The 20906-nt window shown below is 64.2% G+C and carries 16 protein-coding genes; 7 read left to right on the forward strand and 9 right to left on the reverse strand.

All coding sequences use genetic code 11. The annotated features are described in order from the left end of the window. Positions 1-6: 6 nt before the first annotated feature. From ACE03M_RS14190 to ACE03M_RS14205, 4 genes are all read right to left on the reverse strand, one after another. Positions 7-1443, reverse strand: a complete 1437-nt coding sequence (locus ACE03M_RS14190) for a purine-cytosine permease family protein (protein ID WP_485934640.1) — start codon at positions 1441-1443, stop codon at positions 7-9. A 200-nt stretch (positions 1444-1643) separates the two neighbouring features. Then, a complete protein-coding gene (locus ACE03M_RS14195) occupies positions 1644-2783 on the reverse strand; it encodes an acyl-CoA dehydrogenase family protein (RefSeq protein WP_485934642.1) in 1140 nt (379 codons plus the stop codon). A 29-nt stretch (positions 2784-2812) separates the two neighbouring features. Further along, the gene (locus tag ACE03M_RS14200; RefSeq protein ID WP_485934644.1) at positions 2813-3967 is read right to left on the reverse strand and encodes a CaiB/BaiF CoA transferase family protein; all 1155 of its coding nucleotides are present in this window, start codon (positions 3965-3967) and stop codon (positions 2813-2815) included. 121 nt (positions 3968-4088) lie between these two features. Continuing rightward, positions 4089-4982 carry a LysR family transcriptional regulator gene (locus ACE03M_RS14205; protein WP_485934646.1) on the reverse strand — a complete coding sequence of 298 codons (894 nt, stop codon included), beginning with the start codon at positions 4980-4982 and terminating at the stop codon, positions 4089-4091. Between the two features lie 197 nt (positions 4983-5179). Between ACE03M_RS14205 and ACE03M_RS14210 the strand changes: the two genes are divergently transcribed. After that, the gene (locus tag ACE03M_RS14210; protein WP_143923018.1) at positions 5180-6127 is read left to right on the forward strand and encodes a CoA transferase subunit A; all 948 of its coding nucleotides are present in this window, start codon (positions 5180-5182) and stop codon (positions 6125-6127) included. Next, on the forward strand, positions 6124-6900 hold the full coding sequence (locus tag ACE03M_RS14215) for a CoA-transferase subunit beta (protein ID WP_485934647.1): 777 nt from the start codon (positions 6124-6126) through the stop codon (positions 6898-6900). The genes ACE03M_RS14210 and ACE03M_RS14215 overlap by 4 nt, the downstream gene beginning before the upstream one ends. An 83-nt stretch (positions 6901-6983) precedes the next feature. On the opposite strand, the gene ACE03M_RS14220 is transcribed toward ACE03M_RS14215, so the two are convergent. From ACE03M_RS14220 to ACE03M_RS14240, 5 genes are all read right to left on the reverse strand, one after another. Continuing rightward, on the reverse strand, positions 6984-8381 hold the full coding sequence (locus ACE03M_RS14220) for an MFS transporter (RefSeq protein ID WP_143923020.1): 1398 nt from the start codon (positions 8379-8381) through the stop codon (positions 6984-6986). A 306-nt stretch (positions 8382-8687) separates the two neighbouring features. Beyond that, on the reverse strand, positions 8688-9596 hold the full coding sequence (locus ACE03M_RS14225) for a LysR family transcriptional regulator (protein WP_485934649.1): 909 nt from the start codon (positions 9594-9596) through the stop codon (positions 8688-8690). Between the two features lie 86 nt (positions 9597-9682). Beyond that, the gene (locus ACE03M_RS14230; protein WP_485934651.1) at positions 9683-10969 is read right to left on the reverse strand and encodes a benzoate/H(+) symporter BenE family transporter; all 1287 of its coding nucleotides are present in this window, start codon (positions 10967-10969) and stop codon (positions 9683-9685) included. Between the two features lie 28 nt (positions 10970-10997). Continuing rightward, positions 10998-12407, reverse strand: a complete 1410-nt coding sequence (locus ACE03M_RS14235; RefSeq protein ID WP_485934653.1) for an MFS transporter — start codon at positions 12405-12407, stop codon at positions 10998-11000. 154 nt (positions 12408-12561) lie between these two features. Next, the gene (locus tag ACE03M_RS14240; RefSeq protein WP_485934654.1) at positions 12562-13224 is read right to left on the reverse strand and encodes a DinB family protein; all 663 of its coding nucleotides are present in this window, start codon (positions 13222-13224) and stop codon (positions 12562-12564) included. A gap of 317 nt (positions 13225-13541) precedes the next feature. Here ACE03M_RS14240 and benA point away from each other — a divergent pair, with 317 nt between their 5' ends. From benA to ACE03M_RS14265, 5 genes are all read left to right on the forward strand, one after another. Next, complete coding sequence (gene benA / locus ACE03M_RS14245; RefSeq protein ID WP_143923025.1) at positions 13542-14924, forward strand: benzoate 1,2-dioxygenase large subunit; 1383 nt, start codon at positions 13542-13544, stop codon at positions 14922-14924. 17 nt (positions 14925-14941) lie between these two features. Then, on the forward strand, positions 14942-15475 hold the full coding sequence (gene benB / locus ACE03M_RS14250; protein ID WP_313900587.1) for a benzoate 1,2-dioxygenase small subunit: 534 nt from the start codon (positions 14942-14944) through the stop codon (positions 15473-15475). Between the two features lie 65 nt (positions 15476-15540). Beyond that, on the forward strand, positions 15541-17103 hold the full coding sequence (benC, locus tag ACE03M_RS14255) for a benzoate 1,2-dioxygenase electron transfer component BenC (protein ID WP_485934656.1): 1563 nt from the start codon (positions 15541-15543) through the stop codon (positions 17101-17103). Next, positions 17093-17947: a benzoate diol dehydrogenase BenD gene (benD, locus tag ACE03M_RS14260; RefSeq protein ID WP_485934658.1), complete on the forward strand. Its 855-nt coding sequence runs from the start codon at positions 17093-17095 to the stop codon at positions 17945-17947. The genes benC and benD overlap by 11 nt, the downstream gene beginning before the upstream one ends. Before the next feature lie 56 nt (positions 17948-18003). Then, positions 18004-20733: a LuxR C-terminal-related transcriptional regulator gene (locus ACE03M_RS14265; RefSeq protein WP_485934678.1), complete on the forward strand. Its 2730-nt coding sequence runs from the start codon at positions 18004-18006 to the stop codon at positions 20731-20733. The last annotated feature ends 173 nt before the right edge of the window (positions 20734-20906 follow it).

A 20906-nucleotide genomic window follows, 5' to 3' on the forward strand; every position in this document is an offset into this window, starting at 1 on the left:
AAAGGCTCAGGCGCGCTGTGCGTCCAGCGCCTCCACATCGGGGTAGATGGTCTCCGTCGGGGCAACGCTGCGGTTGCGGAGGAGGAAGTAGTAGAGGACGAAGGTCACGGCGATGCCGACGATCCAGGAGATGTCGGCTCCTCCCAGCTTCTCGACCAGGGGCCCGGTGTAGAAGGACTGGGCGAGGAAAGGAATCTGCACGACTACGCCGACTCCGTAGGCGAGGAGTGCTCGCCAGTTCCACGTGCCGTAGCGGCCCTTGTGGTCGTAGAAGGCGGGGATGTCGAAGCGGTCCTTCGAAATCAGGTAGAAGTCGGTGAGGTTGATGATGCTCCATGGGGTGAAGACCATGAGCAGCGCGAGGACGAAGTTCTTGAAGTTCGCGAGGAAGTCCTCCGAAGCCAACAGCGCCACAAGCACGGTCAGTGTGACGATGCCGATGACGAAGACCGCACGCGTCCAGCGGCGGATGTTCGTCTTCTCCCCGAATGAGGTGAGGATCGTCAGCGTGCACATGAAAGCACCGTAGGCGTTGAGCGTGTTGACGGTGAGCTTGCCCAGCAGGATGACGATGAAGATGAGGAGCGCGTAGACGCCTCCGCCGACGATGTCGCCGACGAAGCCGACCTGGTTCTCGACGAAGGAGTTTCCGGTCTCGGTCATGGCGGCAGCGCCGATGAGGGCGCCCAAAGTCATGGACCACTGAGATCCGACGACCGAGCCACCGAAGGTGAACCAGAAGGTCTTCGACGCGGGGGTCGAGCGCGGCAGGTAGCGCGAGTAGTCGGCGACGTAGGGGCCATAGGTCAGCTGCCAGCCGACGGAGAGCGCGATCGCGGACAGGAATGCCGGAAACGCGAAGGACGAGCCGGAGATCAGTCCGGGAACGTCGACCTTGGTGAACACGCAGTAGGTGATGAAGAGGAACCCGAGCAGGCCGGTCACGGACGAGATCCGGCCGAGAACGTGGATGTACTTGTAGCCCAGCAGGGCGACCGCAGCGGTCAGTGCGCCGAAGATGACGATGCCCACTGCCGGCGTATTGACGCCGATGATGAGGTTGACGGCCTGGCCGGAGAGCACAGCACCGGTTGAGGCGAACCCGATGTACATGAGCACGACGAGCACCAGCGGGATGATCGCGCCGATGATGCCGAACTGAGCTCTCGAGGAGATCATCTGCGGCAGTCCCAGTTGTGGGCCCTGCGCGGAGTGGAGGGCCATGACGATTCCGCCGATGATGTTGCCGATGAGCAGGCCGATGATGGCCCACAGTGCATCGGCACCGAAGACGACAGCGAGAGCTCCGTCGACGATGGCGGTGATCTGGGTATTGGCGCCGAACCACAGCGTGAACTGGGAACGTGCGGTACCGTGACGTTCATTGTCAGGCACCATTTCGATGGATCGTTTCTCGATCCCCGAATTGGATGAGCTCGCCATGGGTTTCTCCTTCGAAAGATGAATCAGACCCAGTCAACACCCGAAATCAGAGCGATACGAGACCTGAGTCACACAAACTGTCCGACATATCGGATCATCGCGGTCGTCGAATGAATAGTGGGGTTCACGGGCGAATCGATCACCCTTGAACCCCGAACTGATCGTATTCCGATGCAGGTTTCGATTCTGTTTCGACTGGTTCAGTTCGACAGCGACCTGGCGATGATCGTGCGCTGGATCTCCGAAGAACCCTCATAGATGCGGTAGATCCTGGCATCACGGACATAGCGTTCGAGCGGGAAGTCCCTGGTGAAGCCGTAGCCGCCATGGATCTGCAGGGCCTCGTCGGCGATGAACGCGGCAGCCTCAGACGCAGCGAGCTTGGCTGTGGCCGAGGACCTGGTGAAGTCCACCTCAGCGTCTCTCTGCTCTGCGGCGTCCATCGTCAGCAGCCACGCAGAGCGGTATTTTGTGTACATATCGGCGAGTTTGAAGGCGATCCCCTGCAACCGGTTGAGGGGTTTGCCGCTGATCCTGCGCTCGCCGGCCCAGTCCACGGCAGCATCGAGGGCAGCTTTGCCGATGCCCAGGCTCATCGCCGCCACCTCGATGCGGCCCCGGTCGAGGACGCGCATGGCCGTGGTGAAGCCCTCGCCCTCGACGCCCAGAAGCGCGTCGTCGGGAACGATCGCATCGATGACGAATTCGTAGACCGGGCTGCCGCGCAGTCCCATGGTCTTCTCCGGAGGATTGAAGTTCAGCCCCGCCGAGGCGGCCGCGGTGTCGACGATGAAGGCGCTGATCCCCTTGTGCCCCGCGTCGACATCGGTCTTCGCATAGACGACGATGAAGTCGGCGAATCCGGCATTGGTGATGAAGCACTTGGAGCCCTTGAGGTGCCAGCCGCCGTCAACCTTCGTTGCCTTCGTCGACATCTCGGCAGGGTTGGATCCCGCACCCGGCTCGGTCAGCCCGAACGAGCCGATGACCTCACCGGAAGCGGCGCGCGGCAGCCATGATTCGCGCTGGGCATCGGTGCCGCCGAGAAGAATCGAATCGGTGGCGAGGAACTGCGCGGTGATGATCGAAGCGGTCGAGGCACAGGCCTCGGTCACCGCGGCGACCATCTGGCTCATCGCCACGGACCCGACTCCGGGCCCACCGAATTCCTCGGGCAGATTGAGGCCGAGGACACCCACCTCGGCGAGGGTCTTCAGCGTCTCATCCGAGACGCGCTCGTTCGCATCTGCGGCCGCGGCCTGCGGGACTAGCACGTCCCTGCTGATCTGCGTGACCGCGTCGACGAGTTCCTGCTCGTCGGCGCTGATGTCGAATCCCATGGTCCTGCTCCTTCGATGAGTGGCGGTGTCTACCAGTCGGTGGTCGTGCGTGGCCGCGGTGCGCGCAGCTCGTCATTGTGCTCGCCGAGGTGGGGCACCGGAAGCGTGGTTGTCGGCCTGGCACCATCGACGAGGAGGGGGTGGCGCAGGTGCGTATGACCGGTGCGGGCATCGGTGGTGGTGAGATCGCGGCCGGCGGTGATGGGGCCGTCGATGGCCTCGGTGAAGTTGAGGACAGGGGAGTTGGGGACTCCTGACGCGTCGAAGATCGCGCACAACTCGGCCACCGTGTGAGTGCTGGTGAACTCCTCGATCTCGGTGCGCAGATCCTCGTCGTTGTCTGAGCGGAGTCCGTCTGTGGCGAACCGGGCATCGGTGGCGAGCTCGGGTCTGCCGAGCGTGGCAGCGAGGACGCCGAAGAGCTTGTCGTTGGCCACGGCGATGACGACGAGACCGTCGGATCCGGCATAGGTGTCGAAGGGTGCGGAGGTGGGGTGTCGATTGCCGACGCGGTTCGGTGTGGAGCCAGCGGCATGGATGGCGGTGTTCGTCGGCTGCATCGCGAGCATGACGTCGAGCATCGGGATGTCGATGTGGGCACCTTCGCCGGTGGCCTGGCGGTGGAAGAGCGCGCTCGAGATGCCGAAGGCGGCGAAGACTCCTGCGGAGACGTCGGCGATGGATTCGCCTACGCGGGTAGGGGAGTCTTCGGGGAAACCGGTCGATGACATGAGACCGCTGAGCGCCTGGATGACGGTGTCGTAGGCGGGACGTTTCGCCTGGGTACCGGTCTGGCCGAACCCGGAGATCGAAGCGTAGACGATGTCCGGCTTGACCGCCTTGATGTCTGCGAAGGACAGTCCCAGTTTGGCCGCGACGCCGGGGCGGAAGTTCTCGACGACGACATCGCAGGTGCGGATGAAGTCGAGCAGCTTCTCGTGTGCGACAGGATCCTTGAGGTCGGCTTCGATGGATCGTTTGCCTCGGTTGAGGGAGGTGAAGTAGGTCGAGCCGGTCTCGGTGAAGGGACCCAGGTGCCGGGAGTCGTCGCCGTGTCCCGGCATCTCGATCTTGAACACCTCGGCGCCCTGATCGGCGAGCATGGCGGTGGCATACGGTCCTGCCAGCACTCGCGAGAAGTCCGCGACCCTGACCTCGGAAAGTAGTTGCTTCGTTGCGTCCATGAGGACAATCTTCGAGGTGAGGAGCGCGGAAGACAACGAGTCCCGCATGAGATTCGTCCGAAATGTCGGATGGCTGGCGCGGTCGGCGCGGCAGATCGAGCTATCGCAGGCTGAGTGGAGCTCACCGCACAGTGGGCAGGGCCGCCTCGGCGATGTCGAGGACCGAATCGAGTGCGGCGTCGTGATGGTCGAGGCGATAGGCGAGATAGAGCTTCGTCGTCTCATTGTCCGCGTTGAGGGGGACTGCGACGACGTCCGAACCGTAGCCGGCCGCCACCGAGTCGAAGGTGATCGTCACGCCCATGCCGGCACCCACGAGAGCCGCGATGGACTGCGAGTCGGGAGCTTCCTGAACGACCCTCGGCGCGAAACCCGCGTCGAGGCACAGGCGCATCCCGGTTTCGCGCAGATTCGAATTGGGGCGCGAGGGCAGGAAGATGAAACGCTCCTCGCTGAGTTCAGCGACGTCGACAGATGTTCGTTTGGCAAGGGGGTGACCAGGGGGAACGGCGACGCACGGGCGTTCGATCTGCACCGGTCGTCCGGCGATGAGTGAGGGTCGCTGCTGCCACCGGACCAGAGCGAGGTCGAGGGTGCCGTCCATGATCCGCTCGAGGCCCTCATCGGCATACACCCTCGACTCGAGCTGGAAGGAGACGCCCGGGTTGTTCTCCTCAGAGGCTGCGACAAGGGCGGCGACCAAGTGGCGGGACGAGGGGTGGGAGTAGCCGAATCGGATCCTTCCGATCTGCCCACGCGATGATCGGTGCACGGATTCGACGGCCGCCTGCTGGGTGGCGAGCATGTGCTTGGCAGGCTCGTAGAAGGCCTCCCCTGCGGAGGAGAGGCTGACGGATCGGGTGGTGCGCTGGAACAATGATGCGCCGAGTTCGGTCTCGAGTGCGCGGATGGTCCGGCTCAGCGGCGGTTGGGCCATGCCGAGTCGCTCGGCGGCACGGCCGAAATGGAGCTCTTCGGCAACCGCGACGAATGCGCGGATCTGACTCAGTTCCATCTTCGACGTCTCCATCTGCTCATTAGTCGCCTGCTGGCCGGTGTGGTCTGCTGGCTGGGATAGTCTGCACCCTGGTGCGATGCTCTGGCGCGCGGCCGCAGATTCCCGTTCCGCGCGATGCTCATTATTATTGCACGATTCGATAATAATTAAGTCAGTCTTTTGCGGAACTCGGACTTTAATATAGTCTGCGATTTATGGACAGTGACACAGTCGTCAGTTTGCCGCACGCGGTGGAGAAGCTCGTCAACCCCGGAGACACGATTGCCCTGGAAGGCTTCTCTCACCTTATCCCGTTCGCCGCGGGCCACGAGATCATCCGCCAGGGGATCACCGGACTCACGTTCTGTCGGATGACGCCCGATCTGCTCAGCGACATGATGATCGCTGCCGGAGGCGTCGATCGACTCGTGTGTTCGTTCTTCGCTTCGGGCTCGGCGGGCAGCCTCTATGAGGTCCGCCGGCGCATCGAGTCTCAGGACCCTGCTCCGCTGCCGGTCGAGGAGTACTCTCACCATGCGATGACGCTTCGCTATCACGCTGGCGCCGCCCGGCTCCCGTTTGCGCCGATCAGCTCGTTCGTCGGATCCGATATGCCGGGCATCAACCCGGACATCCGCGCCGTCGTCGATCCCTACACAGGCAAGAAGATCTATGTGGTGCCTCCGCTCAACCCGGATGTCACGATCATCCATGCTCAGCGCGCTGATAGGAAAGGCAACGTCCAGATCTGGGGCATCGCCGGAGTCCAGCAGGAAGCCGTCTACGCAGCCGACAAGGTCATCGTCACGGTCGAAGAGATCGTCGACGATGAGGTGGTCCGAGCCGACCCGAATCGCACCCTCATCCCCGCCCACGCCGTGGATGCCGTCTGCGTCGTCCCGACCGGTGCTCATCCCTCGTATGTGCAGGGTTCCTATGACCGTGACAACGCCTTCTACCGCGAATGGACGCCGATCTCACAGGACCCCGCTGAACTGCGCGAGTGGATCGATACGCACATCCGCGGAACGAAGGACCACGAGGAGTACCTCGATGCCATCGGCCGTGATCGGATCGCTGCTCTGCGGATGGCGCCCAGGCCCTCGGGCAGCGTCGACTACGGACGACGACCGGACGCATCGACAGAACGGAGCTCACGATGACCACTGCTGCTGACTTCACGGAGACCGAACTTGTCGTATGCGCGGCGGCGAAGATGCTCGCCCGCAGCAACACGGTCTTCGCCGGCATCGGCCTGCCCACGCTGGCCGTCGACCTCGCGCACCGCACCCTCAATCCCGATATCCAGCTGGTCTACGAATCCGGTGTGGCCGGTGCCCACCCGGAGTCGATGGCTGAGGGCATCGCCGATTCGGTCGTCGTCTCCGGCGCAGAGGCGGTGGTGAATATGCATGCCCTGTTCGGCTACGTACTCCAAGGCGGCAATGTCGACGTCGGGTTCCTCGGTGCTGCGCAGATCGATCGTTTCGGTTCCCTCAACACCACGGTCATCGGGGACTGGGATTCGCCGAAGGTGCGCCTGCCAGGATCGGGCGGTGCCGCCGATATCATGGCGAACGCCGGCGAAGTCTTCGTCATCCTCCGCCGCCACGATCCGGCGGCACTGCCGAGTGAACTCGATTTCGTCACCTCGGCCTCGCCGGTCAGGGCCGCTGAACATCCCGACTTCATCCAGCCGCGCGGATTCGGGGTCAGCACGGTGATCACTCCACTGGGAATCCTTCGCCGCAAGAACCGCCTCGGTGAGCTCGAGCTCACTCACGTCCATCCCGGCGTCACGAGTGAGCAGGTGCAGGAGCAGACCGGATGGGACCTGGCGATCTCCGACGATCTGTCCGTCACCCAGGAACCCACCGGCGAGGAGGTCCGACTTCTCCGCGACGAGATCGATACCGTCCGGCTCTACCTGCGGTGAGCGCAGCGAAAAGTGCCCCATGCGCAATGCGGATGGGGCACTTTTCGTGACCTGCGAACCTCCCCGCGGGGACGCCCACTGACTCAGGGTCGGGAAGCGTCCTCGCGGTCGAGGGCGGCGAGGCGCTCGTCCTCAGCGGTCTCTTCGGCGAGTTCGATCTTCTCTGCCTTCTCGGCGTTCGAGTCTTCGGATGCCACCCATCCGGTCTTCTGCAGGAGGATCAGCGTGCAGATGAGAGACACCACGGCATAGGATGCGCCGAGGATCGCCACCGGCATGATCGTGTCTGTGCTGGTGTACATCCACTGGGCCAATGCCGGGGTGGCTCCGGCCACGGTCATCGAGCACAGCTGGTAGGACAGCGAGATGCCCGTGTAGCGAACCTTTGCAGGGAAGGCGCGGGCCAGGATTCCGCCGATTCCCGCATAGAACATCGAGTGTGGAACGGTGGCCGCTGCCATGCCGAGGATGGCGAGCCAGGTATTGCCGGTCTGGATGGCGAAGAACATCAGCGGCATGAGGACGAATTCGGGAACCACGATCCAGAAGATCGCCTTGCGCATGTCCTTGACCCGACTGAGGATGACGGCGCCGAATGGTTGGACGATGAACTGCACGACGAGTGCGATCGCCACGATGCCGAGGAAGCTCGACGTGCCGTAGGCCCAATCGTGGGACTTGTCCGTGGCCCATGCCGTGGCGAAAGTGGTCTTCAGGTAGGTGACCTGTACGAGCGGCAGAGCACCGGCGCCGATGAGGATGAGTGCCCAGTGCTTCTTGAACGCCTCGACTACCGGCACCTTGACCACGGCGTCCTTCTTGCGGGCCTGCTGCATGATCTGCGGTTCTTCGAGCTTGAGCCTGATGACGAGCCCGATGACGATGAGCAGGATGGATGCCAGGAAGGCGATCCTCCAGCCGTAGAGGATGAACTCCGGTGTGGGCATCATCGCGAGGAAGAAGAAGGCTCCGGTGGCCAGCAGGTTGCCGGTCGGTGACCCCTGCTGGGCGAACGCCGAATACAGGATGCTCTTGCCCTTTGGCGCGCTCTCACTGGCAATGAGCACGGATCCGCCCCACTCGCCGCCGACGGCGATGCCCTGGAGGACACGCAGGAAGGTGAGGAGGATGGGCGCCGCGAGGCCGATTGTCGAGTAGCCGGGCAGCAAGCCGACGACGAACGAAGCTGCGCCCATGAGAATCAGTGTGACCACGAGTGTCTTCTTGCGACCGTATTTGTCGCCGAAGTGGCCGAAGACGATTCCGCCGAGGGGACGGGCGATGAAGCCCGCCCACATGGTGACGAAGGAGAGCAGAGTGCCGACCCCGTCGGGCAGGTTGTCGGGGAAGAAGACGTGACCGAAGACGAGGGCCGAAGCGGCGCCGTAGATATAGAAGTCGTACCACTCGATGGTGGTTCCGACATAGGAGGCGATTCCTGCCTTGCGGGCACGTTTGGCGGTGTTGACGGAGTCTGACATGCGAGTCCTCTCAGATGGAGCATCTTTGCACCAGCCGACGGCGAGAACAGCGCCGTCGATGATGGATTCACAGTAAGCGTGTGGACAGTCGGCGGCAAATAACCTTGTGCTATCTCGTTATAACCAATGATGATGTAAGTGAGCGAAGCCCAGGTCACAGTTGGTCTTTCCCAGGAGTTGGCATTCCGATATCTTCTTCGCAGGCTTCACCATCTGAGACGTCACCAGTGTCAAGTGACTGTTGCATTTGAGGTATCAGTTGACCCCGGCAGGAGTCGTTGGCGCCGTGAAGTGCTGCCAGCGTTGTCAGTCTGTCGTCGGCGCTGTGTCTGTCGACTCCTCGGAGGCGACGACGATGGCCATGCTCAGTTCGCCCACCGGTCCGGACTGATCCTCTCGTCGGATCGTCACCCAGGCCTGCGGCGCGTTCGGACCCGACTCGATCCGGCTGAACGACAGACGGTCATCACGGCGGGAACTGCGAGCCAGGGGAGTGGGCGCGAGGGCGATACCCAACCCATGCGCGACCATCTCCACGGCCGTCGCCCAACTGGTGGTCTCGTGGTGGATGCGCGGCTCGAACCCATGGGAGCGGCAGATGCCGACGACGGTGTCGTGGTAGGTCGGGGAGGCGCTCCTGTGGAAGATGACGAACGGTCGATCGGCCGCCTCGGCGAGGGATATGCCGTTCAGTTCCGAGGGCACGCACAGCCAGAAGTTCTCCCGCGCGGCCGGAGTGCAGATGACGCCGGGGTGCTGCACCGGCATGTGCCCGCACGAGATGTCGATCTCGTGGCCCAACAGCATGTCGCTCTGACTTGCCGAGGTGGCTTCCCGAGTGGTCACGGAGATGCGCGGTCGATCGGTGGTGAAGTCCTTCACCGCTTCCGGCAGCCCGCGGTGGAGGAACGTGGCGACCATGCCGATGGCGATCGTCGTCGACTCCCCGGAGCCGAGCTCGGTGGCGACTCCGTTGAAGCGATTCGCTGCCCCGACCGCTGCCTTGGCGTGGGGGAGCAGCGCTTGTCCGGCGGGAGTGAGCCTGGTGGACGGGCTGCGCAGGAACAGCGGCCTGCCGACGAAGTCCTCGAGTCGTCTCAGCTCGGCGCTCAGCGCCGGTTGGGAGATCCTCATGGCCTCAGCCGCGGTCTGGAACTTCCCATGCTCGGCCAAGGCGATGAAGTAGCGCAGACGTCGGAGGCTCGGTTCGCTCATGTTCCTTCAGTCCTCCGGTGGTCGACGTTCCATGCCTCCATCACTGTACGTGCAGAGGCGGCTCTGTCCGCGGACGAGAGGTCGCCTCAGGTGCGGTCGGTTCCCGTCGCCGCCCGGTAGTCTCCCGGTTCGAGGAACCGGGAGGCAATGCAGCCGATGAGGATTCCCCAGAACGCCGCATGGATGTTGAACAGGTCGAACTCGGCGATCGTGACGACGAAGGTGACAAGGGCGCCGAAGGTGTACTTGGATGAGAACGCCGACACGAAGGCCTGGCGCAGAGCACCGAGCATCGCCATTCCGCCCAGAGCCAGAATGTAGGCCTCCGGTGTGCCGAGCATGAACCGGGTGACCAGCGGTGAGAACAGTGCTGCGATGAAGCAGAGGAACGAGTAGAAGACGGCCGCGGAGTACTGACGTTTGGGATCCCCCGACGAGGTGAGCAGGGCGTTGGTCGGCCCGGTCAGGCACGCGGAGACCGCCCCGAAGCACGCGTTGAGCACCGACATGAGGCCCGATGTCACGGCCGAGGCATTGACGGGAGTCGCATGTCCGGCGGCGCGCAGCACCGCCTCACCCTGACCGTTCTGGACGACGAGCACCGTCAGCGTCAGCGGGACGACGAGTTCGAGCTGAGCCGCCCAGGTGAACTCGGGCGGGGTGAACACCGGGTGAGCGAGGACCGGACCGCCGGATGAGAGATTCAGCTGCCCGAGGACGACGACGGCGATGATGCCGACCAGCAGGGCACCGAGGACCGGAGGCATGAAGCGAGCCAGCCCCGGCAGGGCCGTGAGTGCGATGAATGCGATGATCATCGGAATGACGATCGCCGGAGTCGATCGCCCTGCGTCGACGATGTCGATGCCGAAGCGCAGGAAGATCGCGGCCACCATGGCCATGACGATCGGAGGCGGAATTGCGGCCATGGCACGCCTGACCAAGCCACTCATGCCCAACCCCAGGGTCAGCACACCGGCGACGAAGAAGGCCCCGACGACCTCCCCGAAGCTCAGATGCTGCAGCGAGGGTCCGAGCAGAACGGTGCCGGGAATCGACCAGGCGAACCCCAAAGGTCGCCGGTAGACCAGCGACATGACCAGGGTGGCCAGGCCCGCAGAGAGGAAGATCCCGAAGACCCAGGACGAAAGCTGAGCATCACTGAGCCCGCCGGCCAGCCCCACCGCCATGGTCACGGCGATGGGCCCGGTGATGCCGAAGATGAGCCCGACGACGGCATTGAGGCAGTACTCGAGTCCGATGTCCCGACGGATGTCGCGCAGCTTGGGCATCCGCGTCGTCGGGCGCTCGATCAGGGGTTCCTTCTCAGTCGAGCGCGAACTCGCCGAGGTGGTCGTCGGGTTCTCGTGCATACTGTGAACTCTCGTCCCGTGGTCGTTGTCAGCTCTGCGGGTGGGACGCCGCTGCGGCGTCGTTCGTGGTCAGGGGAGTCCGGTCCGCAGCCGAGGCCGTAGTCGCGGGTGCTGCCGCCTGGTCCGTGCCGGCGGTTTCCAGGTCAGGCTGCTTGGGAACCAGGTAGGCCATCAGCGCCCCGAAGAGGGCGACGCCGGCGAACACGTAGAACGCCTGTGCCCCGCCGAGCCCGATGGAGGCGATGAACCCGCCGATGAACGGGCCGATGACTCCGCCGATGCGCCCGAACCCGGCGAACCAGGCCACACCCGCCGACCGGGCGTTCGTCGTGTAGTACGTCGACACGTATCCATATCCGAGAACCTGTGTGCCAAGGGTTCCGACTCCGGCCATGGCGATGAACGCGAAGAGGAAGGCGATCGGCAGCTGGAAGGTCATCAGGGTGAGCGTGATCGCGGCGAGGACGAAGGTGGAGACGATGATCGGCCGGGGGCTGAAGCGATCGGCGATCTTCGAGCCGATGAGTGCGCCGATGACGGCGCCTCCGTTGAGGATGAGGAGGAAGGCCAGAGACCCCGAGGTGTCATAGCCGTAGCCCTGCATGATCTCCGGCAGCCAGGTGTTGAGGCCGTAGGTCAGGAGGAGGCCGGCGAAGGACAGGAACCCGAGGAAGATGGTGGCCATGCGCCAGCGCGGTGTGAGCAGAGCGGCGAAGCCGGTGCGTTCGACCGAAGCCGAATCAGTGACCAGCTGGGAATCGTCGACCAAGGGGGTGCCCGCACGACGAGCAGTTGCGATGGCCTCCTCGCGGCGGCCGCGAGTGAGCAGCCACCTCGGCGATTCAGGGACCTTGAAGAAGGCGATGGGCACCAACACGAGGGGAGCGGCACCGATGATGAAGAGTCCGCGCCATCCCAGGGGCTCAAGGAGGATGATTCCCAGTCCTGCGGCCAGCACGCCGCCGGCCGGGACACCGGAGTAGACGATGGCGTTGTAGAGGTTGCGCTTGTTCGCGGGGGCGAACTCCGCCATGGTGGCTCCGGCTACTGCCAGCACCGCACCGAGGCCTAGGCCGCTGAGGAAGCGGAGGATGCCGAAGGCCATCACGGAGCTGGCGAACGCGGTGAAGAGCATTCCGAGTGAGAACCAGGAGATGCTCACCAGCAGGAGGCGGCGGCGTCCCAGCCAGTCTCCGACTGCCCCGCAGGTGAGCGCTCCGACGAGGACGCCCAGCATAGCGTAGGAGCCGAGGAGTCCTGCCGTGGATGGGTCGAGGGCACCCAGTTGGGAGGGGTCGTTGAGCAGCGTGGGCATGATGGTGCCGTAGACGGTGAGGTCGTAGCCGTCGAAGACGAGAGCGCCGCAGGCGATGAACGCCACCCAGCCCGCTGTCTTCCGTTCCTGCGCAGGTTGTGCGCTGACAAGTGTGTGCGACATGGTCTTCAGTCCTTCAAGTCGGTGCGTTGATCGGCCCTCGGAGAGATTCCGAGGCACCCCGCCGAGGTGGTCAGGGGGTGTGATCGGACGTGAGCGTCGGTGCTCAGGTCCGTCGGTGCTCAGGTCGAGTGATACTCAGAGTGAGCGTCGGTGCTCAGGTCCAGCGCGGAAGTGTGGGCAGGGTGGGCAGCTCGCGGTCGGATTCCAGCTCACCGGGGTAGCCCCAGGCCAGCCACTGGACGAGATCCTCACGGTCACCGCTGATGGCCTGGCCGTTGTCACCGATCTCCCAATGGTCACCCTCGGTCGAGTCCACGACCAGGGCAGGTGCCGCCTCGGCGATCTTCAGGCGTCTGATCAGAGTCTCCAGTGCGTCGAGGGCGGAATCGGGATCCGCCTCTTCGATGGTCCACGCGGTGCCCAGAGAATCGTGGGCGATGACGATCTCCCCGATGCGCTGCGGCACGATGTCGCCAGGGGTCAGCTGCAGGCCCCGGTAGTCGAAGACGGTGTCCTCGGGCAGCTTGGCCAGCTGAGCGGCGGCAGCGGTGAAGGCGAGATGGCACCGGCGATAGCGGGCACGGACATCGTCGGCCTTGTCATCGTCGCTTGCCGGCAGATTCAGCTTCGCTCCGATGAGTTCGGCGAGTTCGAACCCTCCGTCCACGACGCGGGAGATGACGACCTGCCTGCTGTGCCCGTCGGCGGTCGTAGTCTCTAAGAGATCGTCGGCGAGCATCGTGATGACGGTGTCCATCATCTCCGTTTCCCGTCCGAGGCGTGAGAGATCCGAGTACAGCGCTTCGATGCGATTCACGATTGCAGTCCTTTCCTCATCCGCGCAGAACACCCTTGTGCGCGCAGAGACTTAGATGAACTCCGGCAGTTGTCCTTGCCGAGTCGACAGCAGATTTCGCTGTGAGGTCACCGGTCACATTACGGGTCGCGGAGCTGCGTGACAGGCCCTGAGAACCCCAGTCCTGATGCCCTGGGTCACTCCTAGGGGTCCCCCTGGTGTGAACTGCATCACCGAGGACCAGGATGGAGTGGTCAACTCATCGGCGACAGGCCGACGACCAGCACGATGCCCATCGACAAGCGACCTACTCAACGAGAGACCAATGGAGGCTCACCATGACCGATACGCTCGATTTCAGCGCTGACACTCGAGATCTCATCGCGAACGGAGTCCAGGAACGGCCCGAAGAGGGCGTCCGCCGCGTCAATCGGCAGATCTTCACCGACGAAGAGACCTTTGAGCTCGAGATGAAGTACATCTTCGAAGGCAACTGGATCTACCTCGCCCACGAATCCCAGATTCCCGAGATCGGCGACTACTTCACGACCTACATCGGTCGACAGCCCATCATGATCACCCGGGACAAGCAGGGTGGACTCAATTGCCTCATCAACGCCTGCGCCCACCGCGGGGCGATGCTCTGTCGCCGCAAGACCGACAACCGCACCACACTGACGTGCCCCTTTCACGGCTGGACCTTCCGCAACTCCGGTGAGCTGCTGAAGGTCAAGGACGGACGCAACGGCGGCTACCCTGAGCAGTTCAACAAGGAAGGCTCACACGACCTGACCAAGGTCGCACGGTTCGAAAGCTACCGTGGATTCCTCTTCGGCTCACTCAACCCTGATGTCCAGCCCCTGGAGGACCACCTCGGCGACACCCGGGTCATCATCGACTCCGTCGTCGACCAGTCACCGGACGGCCTCGAGATCCTCAAGGGCGCCACCACCTACACCTACGAAGGCAACTGGAAGCTCCAGGCCGAAAACGGTGCCGACGGCTACCACGTGACCTCGGTGCACTGGAACTACGCGGCCACCACCGCACGCCGCAAGTCCGGTGAGTCGGAGAACGAGACCAAGGCCATGGATGCCGGCGGTTGGGGCAAGGTCGCCGGCGGCTTCTACTCCTTCCCCTACGGTCACCTGCTGCTGTGGCAGGAATGGACGAACCCCGAGGACCGGTCCCTGTGGTCCGAGCGCGAACGCCTCGTCGAGCAGTACGGCGAGACGATGGCGAACTTCATGACCAACATCTCGCGCAACCTCTGCCTCTACCCGAACGTCTACCTCATGGACCAGTTCAGCTCGCAGATCCGGCACATCCGCCCGATCGCTGCCGACCTGACCGAGGTCACGACCTTCTGCATCGCCCCCAAGGGCGAATCCCAGGAGGCCCGAGCCAACCGCATCCGCCAGTATGAGGACTTCTTCAACGCCACCGGAATGGCGACACCGGACGACCTCGAGGAATTCCGGTCGGCGCACAAGACCTACCAGGCTTCGGCGGCCCCGTGGAACGACATGTCACGCGGCCAGGAACACCAGATCGACGGCCCCGACGAGCAGGCCAAGGAACTGGGCATCAACCCGATCGCCTCGGGTGCGAAGACCGAGGACGAGGGACTCTACCCGGTCCAGCACGAGTACTGGCAGTCGGTGATGATTGACGCGCTCGCCACAGAGGACGCACGCGCCGCCGCACGGCAGCAGCAGTAAGAAAGGAACCTTCAATCATGACCATGACAGCACCCGCGACGAAGTCCGCACTGATCGTCGACCCCGAAACCTCAGAATGGATCCGGCAGTTCCTCTACCGTGAGGCCAGGCTCCTCGACGAATGGAACTTCGAGGAGTGGCTGGAGTGCTACCACCCCGATGCTCCGTTCTGGATGCCGGCCTGGGATGTCGACGACACTCTGACGACCGACCCTCAGAACGAGATCTCACTCATCTGGTACCCGAACCGCAGCGGGCTCGAAGACAGAGTCTTCCGCATCAGGACCGACCGGTCGGCCGCCACATCGATGCCGGAACCGCGCACCGAGCACAACATCAGCGGTGTGGAGTTCCTCAGCCGCGACGGCGACACGGTGGAGGCTCGCTTCAGCTGGACCACCCACTACTACCGGTACCAGTCAACGCTGACCTACTACGGTCATAGCCTCTACACGCTCGACATCTCCGGGGAGAGCCCGGTGATCACGGCCAAGAAGGTCATCCTCAAGAACGACACCGTGCATCAGCTCATCGACATCTACATGATCTGAACCGCGTTGATCGCGAATGACCATCTGTGTGAAGAAGCGCAGCCCGAGAGACAAGAAGGACAACCATGAGCAACGACGTAGCCATCAGCTTCGAAGATGGCGTCACCAAGATCATCAAGGTCAACCCGTACGAGACGGTGATGGAAGCCGCCTTCAAGGCACGCATCAACCTTCCCTCCGACTGCCGCGACGGAGCATGCGGGACATGCAAGTCCTTCTGCACCTCAGGCGAGTTCGACCCGGGCGACTTCATCGACGATGCGATGACGGAGGAGGAACTCGAGGCCGGATACGTCCTGACCTGCCAGGCCACTCCCGAGTCCGACATGGTCATCGACGTGCCTACGACCTCGGACATCGCGAAGACTTCGGCCTCGGAGTTCGAGACCGAGATCGTCGATTTGGAGTTCCACGCGGACTCCACGGTCAGCTTCACCCTGTCCGTGGACAAGCGCGATGATCTGGCCTACCTCCCGGGACAGTACATGAACCTCCAGGTCCCCGGCACGGATCAGGCCCGCTCCTACTCCTTCAGCTCTGGTCCGAAGGTGGAGAAGACCTCCTTCATGGTGCGCAACACCCCGGGTGGTGCCATGTCGACCTTCCTCACCGAACGTGCCGCGATCGGTGACAAGCTGACGATGACCGGCCCCTTCGGCACATTCTTCCTCCGACCTCCGAAGCGTCGCATGCTGCTGCTGGCAGGCGGAACCGGACTCGCCCCGATCCTGTCGATCCTCGAGAAGATCGCCGACGACGGAACCGACCAGCCCATCCACCTCGTCTACGGCGTCACCAACGACTCGGACCTCGTGGGCCTCGACGTCCTTGCCGAATACGCGAAGAAGATCAGCACCCTGTCCTACAGCTACTGCGTGTCCTCCCCGGAGTCCACCGCTGAGCAGAAGGGCTATGTCACCCAGTTCCTCGATGACGAGCACCTGGCCGGCGGCGATGTCGACATCTACCTCTGCGGTCCACCGCCGATGGTCGACGCGGTCTCGAAGTGGCTCGGCGATGAGGGAATCACCCCGGCCAACTTCTACTACGAACGCTTCGCGCCCAAGGGCTCGACCGATGACGACGAATCCGGTGCACCGATGAGCACCGAGTCGATCAAGGAGTCCGGTGACAAGGTCAGTGCCGGGGAAGCCGTCTCGTCGATAGAGACCGGTCGCCTCTCCTTCACCCACCAGGACTCGATGGCCCATCTCGAGGCCCGTACCGGACTCGAACTCGCCGTGACGGAGCTGCTCATGGGCAGGCTCACCGACAAGCAGCTCGAACAGTTCCGCCGCCTGGCGGAGAACGTGTCGACGAAGCTCAAGGGCGAGGAGATCCTTGACGCTGAGGAGTTCGGCAAGCTCAACGAGGAATTCCACGAATACCTCTTCATCCTCTCCGACAACCCGGCCTTCCTCGAAAGCTTCCGCCGCCTGCAGGTCCAGAGCCAGATCGTCGAAGCGCTGAAGAACGGAGGCTGGATCGCACCCGAGGTCGACAAGGAGCACTTCGAACTCGTCGACGCCTTCGAGAACAACGACATCGATGCCGCCCGCCGTGTCCTGCGCGCCCACAGCGAGCACGCTCGCGCCACGATGAGCTCGGTGGTGCCGCATGCCTCCTGAGGTACGAGCTGAGCAGTCCGCGCCCACCGACCAATCCGTCCTCGTCGAGCAGGGCCTGCTGGCCGGCAAGCTCGTCCTCATCACCGGAGCTGCACAGGGCATCGGGCGCGAAACCGCCCTCCTCGCTGCAGCCCAGGGTGCGGACCTGATCCTGTCCGACCGCTCGGACCTCGTGCAGGAGACCGAGACCGAGGCGAAGGACATCGCCGATGCACGCGGACGAAGCCTCACCTCGGCGACGGTGCTCGGCGATCTTGAAACCTGGGAGGGTGCGGAACACGTCGTCTCCGAGGGGACGAAGAAGCTGCGCCTCCCTGACGTCTGCATCAACGCCGTCGGCGGCACCATCTGGGCCAAACCCTACGAACTCTACGAGCCCGAGAAGATCGAAGCCGAGATCCGCCGCTCCCTGTTCCCGACGATGTGGATGTGTCGGGCGATTCTCCCCGAGATGAAGTCACGGGGGACAGGTACCATTGTCAACGTGTCGTCGATCGCCACGCGCGGCATCAACCGGGTCCCGTACTCCGCTGCGAAGGGCGGGGTCAACGCGCTCACCGCATCACTGGCCATGGAGGCCGCCGAGGCGGGAGTTCGGATCGTGGCCACTGCACCCGGCGGCACCGAAGCACCAGAACGCCGGATCCCCAGGGGTCCGGGAGCCCAGACCGAGGAGGAACAAGGATGGTTCCGCGAAGTCGTCGAGCAGACGACCGAGTCCAGCTTGTTCAAGAGGTATGGGACCTTGCCGGAACAGGCCTGGCCCATCGTCTTCCTCGCTTCGGACGCAGCGTCCTACATCAACGGCTCCGTTCTGCCCATCGGCGGCGGTGATCAGGGATAGACGAACCAATCGCAGGCATCGGCCGGAGCGACCTTCTTCCCGGTCCCGCTCAGGCCCTGGCCTCCGTGCTCGAGCTGTGGGACTCGATCGCCGACAGCGGCGGTCGGGTCATCATCCTCGAGGGCGGTTCCGGCTCCGGCAAGTCCAGTGTCCTGCGGGCCGTCCAGGACGAGACCGATGATGACTGTGAGATCCTCGTCGGCGCGGAATGGAGCCGAAAGGTGCCCTACGCGATGCTCGGGCAGCTGCGCACAAGGGACCCCATCTGGCAATCCGTCGACGGCGAGTGCTCGGCCAGCGACCGGGTGCAGATCGCGGAGTCCCTCCTCGAGGAGCTGCAGAGCGAGGATGAGGAGAAGCGCATCGTCGTCCTCGACGACGTCCACCTCGCAGATCCGGAGAGCCTGCAGATCTTCAGCCAGCTGGGGCGTCGTCTGCGCGGGACCCGTGTCCTGCTCCTCATCGCCGTCGACCCGGAGACGTCCGCCGAGGTGGATCCCGATTTTCTGCGCATGACGACCAGTCCCGTGTCCGAAAGGGTCACGATCCCGGACTTCGGTCGCGCCGACGCCCTTGAACTGGCGCGTGCGCAAGGGGTCTACGACATCGGCGAGCACGGTGCTTCGGTGCTCGTGGCCCAGAGCTCCGGTCGTCTGCGCGTGGCGCAGGAGATCCTCTCCCTGCTGCCCGAGAGCCGCTGGCCGGCTGATCCTGCCGAGCTGCCCATGCCCGACAGCGTGATCCGAGAGGTCCTCGACCCGATCGAGGCCACCGGCTCGACGGAAGTCTCGGATGTGGCCTCCGCGTTGGCGATCCTCGGCGGCCCCCAGGACCTTGCACGCATCGCGAGCGTGGCCACTCTGCATGATCCGGGTCCCGCAGTCGACCTTGGTGTGGCCCACGGAGTCTTCCGCGAACGGAACTCGGCCGGACGGCTTACCCTCGCCCTGAGTCGCACGACCTCGGCCCGCGTGATCGTCGCTGCCATGGCGCCCTCGACCAGACGAATATTTCACGAACGGGCCGCCGACTCCGCCTACCGGGAAGACGAACGCTTAGTCCACCTTGCCGCGGCCGCGCTCGGTGCTGATGGCGAACTCGCCCGTCGCCTCAAGGAGTCGGGGGCCGTCGCCGAGAGATTCGGGCGATGGGCCGACGCTGCTGAGCTGCACTTCGGTGCCGCACGTGTCCTGGCGCCTTCTGCCGACCGCGATGACGAGCTGCTGGCAGGCATCGACGCCCTGGCCAGCGCCGGTCGGGTCGTTGAGGTCCTGCCCTGGATCGACATCGGCAAGAACATCGCGCCTTCAACGCTGCGCGACACCGTCCTGGCCAATGTGGCCATCCACCGCGGCCATGCCGCACAGGCCGATGACCTTCTCTCCCGGGCCGCCGCCGCACCCACAGACGATGACGGGCTCACCGCACAGATCGCGCTGCGCCGCACACTCGATTCCCTGGTGCGCTGGGACGGGCCGAAGGTCCGCGAATGGGCGAACCGGGCGATGTCCCTAGGCGGGGTCGACGAACCGGCGAACGTCGAGTCCCATGCGATGCGAGCCCTGGGCTTCGCGGCTCAAGGCAAGATCGACGAAGCCATGGAGGATCTCGAGGACCTCTCCGACCGTCACCTCACCGGGGCCCAGAACCAGAGGGTTCGACTCTGCGTGGGATGGGTGTCGATGCTGGCCGGGGATCTGCGCGAAGCGGTGCGGGAATTCGAAGCCGCCGTCCCGACCCAATATGAACGAGGATCCCTGCGGATATCGCTGTGGGCTCACGGCTGGCTGGCCCGGGTCCAGTACCTCCTCGGCGAATGGGATGAGGGTCTGCGTACGGCTGAGATCGGTCTGCGGCGGGCCGACAGCGCCAACATCTCTCTCGTGGCCCCGCTGCTGAACTGGACCGCAGCGGAGATCAAACTCTGGCGCGGACACCCCGTCGACGAGGTGATGAGACGAGCAGACAGCAGCGCCATCCTCAGCGATTATCTGGCCATGCAGGTACCGGCACGCCTGGTGCGGGCCGTGGCAGCGAACGTCAGAGGAGACCATGACGGGCGAGCGGCAGCATTGCGGCCGCTGCTCGACGTGGACTCGTGGACCAAGGACAGGGCCTCCTTCTGGCCCTGGTCCACCGAATACGTCGATGCGCTCATCACCCTCGGCCACTCCGACCAGGCGCAGCAGGTGGCAACTGACTTCAAGAAGAACACGGCCGAAGCCAGCGAGCACATCCGCGCACAGTCAGCGCTCGCCTCTGCGAGGATCCATCAGGACACGGGTGACGTTCCGGCCGCGGAAGCGGACTTCTCCCGAGCGCTCGAACTCTTCACCCGCAGCCAGCAGGACACCGCGGCAGCCCAAGTGCTGCTGCGTCGCGGCCAGATGCTGCGGCGGGCCAACCGGCGACGTGAGGCGGTGGAGAGCCTGGTGCGGGCGCGCGAATTCTACGAGGGCGTGGGCGCCACGGTCCTCATCAAGCGCTGCGATCAGGAGCTGCGCGCCACCGGAATGTCCTGGCGGGGCATGTCGGAGGCCGACAACGGCAGGAGTGCGGTCAAGAGTTCCGTCGAGGCACGCGGCTACGTGCCGCTGACCCCGCAGGAGATGTCCGTGGCTGACCTCGTCGTCCAGGGAATGACCAACGCCGAGGTGTCGCGCAAGCTCTTCATCGCAGAGAAGACCGTGCAGTACCACCTCACACACATCTACGGAAAGTTCGGGATCCGGTCCCGTACCGAATTGGCGACCGTGCACCTCGCCGACGACATCCCGCCGGTGTGAACGCGCGGTTGTGATTCAGCCGTTTGGCTGCGGCTGTCTGGGATGCCGGGGTGATGCTGGGCCGTGCCCGATCGGACGCGAGCCCGACAGGTCCCCCGGAGATTGCATCAGCGAGGGCGCCGCGACATTCGGCGGGTTCCCGTGAACCTGCTTGCTGTCGCGGCGCCCTCCGC

It is taken from the genome of Brevibacterium sp. AGC70 (assembly GCF_057334195.1).

Excerpts from the sequence above, each read along its gene's own strand:
- ACE03M_RS14230 (WP_485934651.1), bottom strand. The coding sequence starts at position 10,969 with ATGCACGAGAACCCGACGACCACCTCGGCGAGTTCGCGCTCGACTGAG.
- ACE03M_RS14195 (WP_485934642.1), bottom strand. The coding sequence starts at position 2,783 with ATGGGATTCGACATCAGCGCCGACGAGCAGGAACTCGTCGACGCGGTC.
- benA (WP_143923025.1), top strand. The coding sequence starts at position 13,542 with ATGACCGATACGCTCGATTTCAGCGCTGACACTCGAGATCTCATCGCG.
- benD (WP_485934658.1), top strand. The coding sequence starts at position 17,093 with ATGCCTCCTGAGGTACGAGCTGAGCAGTCCGCGCCCACCGACCAATCC.
- benC (WP_485934656.1), top strand. The coding sequence starts at position 15,541 with ATGAGCAACGACGTAGCCATCAGCTTCGAAGATGGCGTCACCAAGATC.
- ACE03M_RS14190 (WP_485934640.1), bottom strand. The coding sequence starts at position 1,443 with ATGGCGAGCTCATCCAATTCGGGGATCGAGAAACGATCCATCGAAATG.
- ACE03M_RS14210 (WP_143923018.1), top strand. The coding sequence starts at position 5,180 with ATGGACAGTGACACAGTCGTCAGTTTGCCGCACGCGGTGGAGAAGCTC.
- ACE03M_RS14235 (WP_485934653.1), bottom strand. The coding sequence starts at position 12,407 with ATGTCGCACACACTTGTCAGCGCACAACCTGCGCAGGAACGGAAGACA.
- benB (WP_313900587.1), top strand. The coding sequence starts at position 14,942 with ATGACCATGACAGCACCCGCGACGAAGTCCGCACTGATCGTCGACCCC.
- ACE03M_RS14220 (WP_143923020.1), bottom strand. The coding sequence starts at position 8,381 with ATGTCAGACTCCGTCAACACCGCCAAACGTGCCCGCAAGGCAGGAATC.
- ACE03M_RS14200 (WP_485934644.1), bottom strand. The coding sequence starts at position 3,967 with ATGGACGCAACGAAGCAACTACTTTCCGAGGTCAGGGTCGCGGACTTC.
- ACE03M_RS14205 (WP_485934646.1), bottom strand. The coding sequence starts at position 4,982 with ATGGAACTGAGTCAGATCCGCGCATTCGTCGCGGTTGCCGAAGAGCTC.
- ACE03M_RS14225 (WP_485934649.1), bottom strand. The coding sequence starts at position 9,596 with ATGAGCGAACCGAGCCTCCGACGTCTGCGCTACTTCATCGCCTTGGCC.
- ACE03M_RS14215 (WP_485934647.1), top strand. The coding sequence starts at position 6,124 with ATGACCACTGCTGCTGACTTCACGGAGACCGAACTTGTCGTATGCGCG.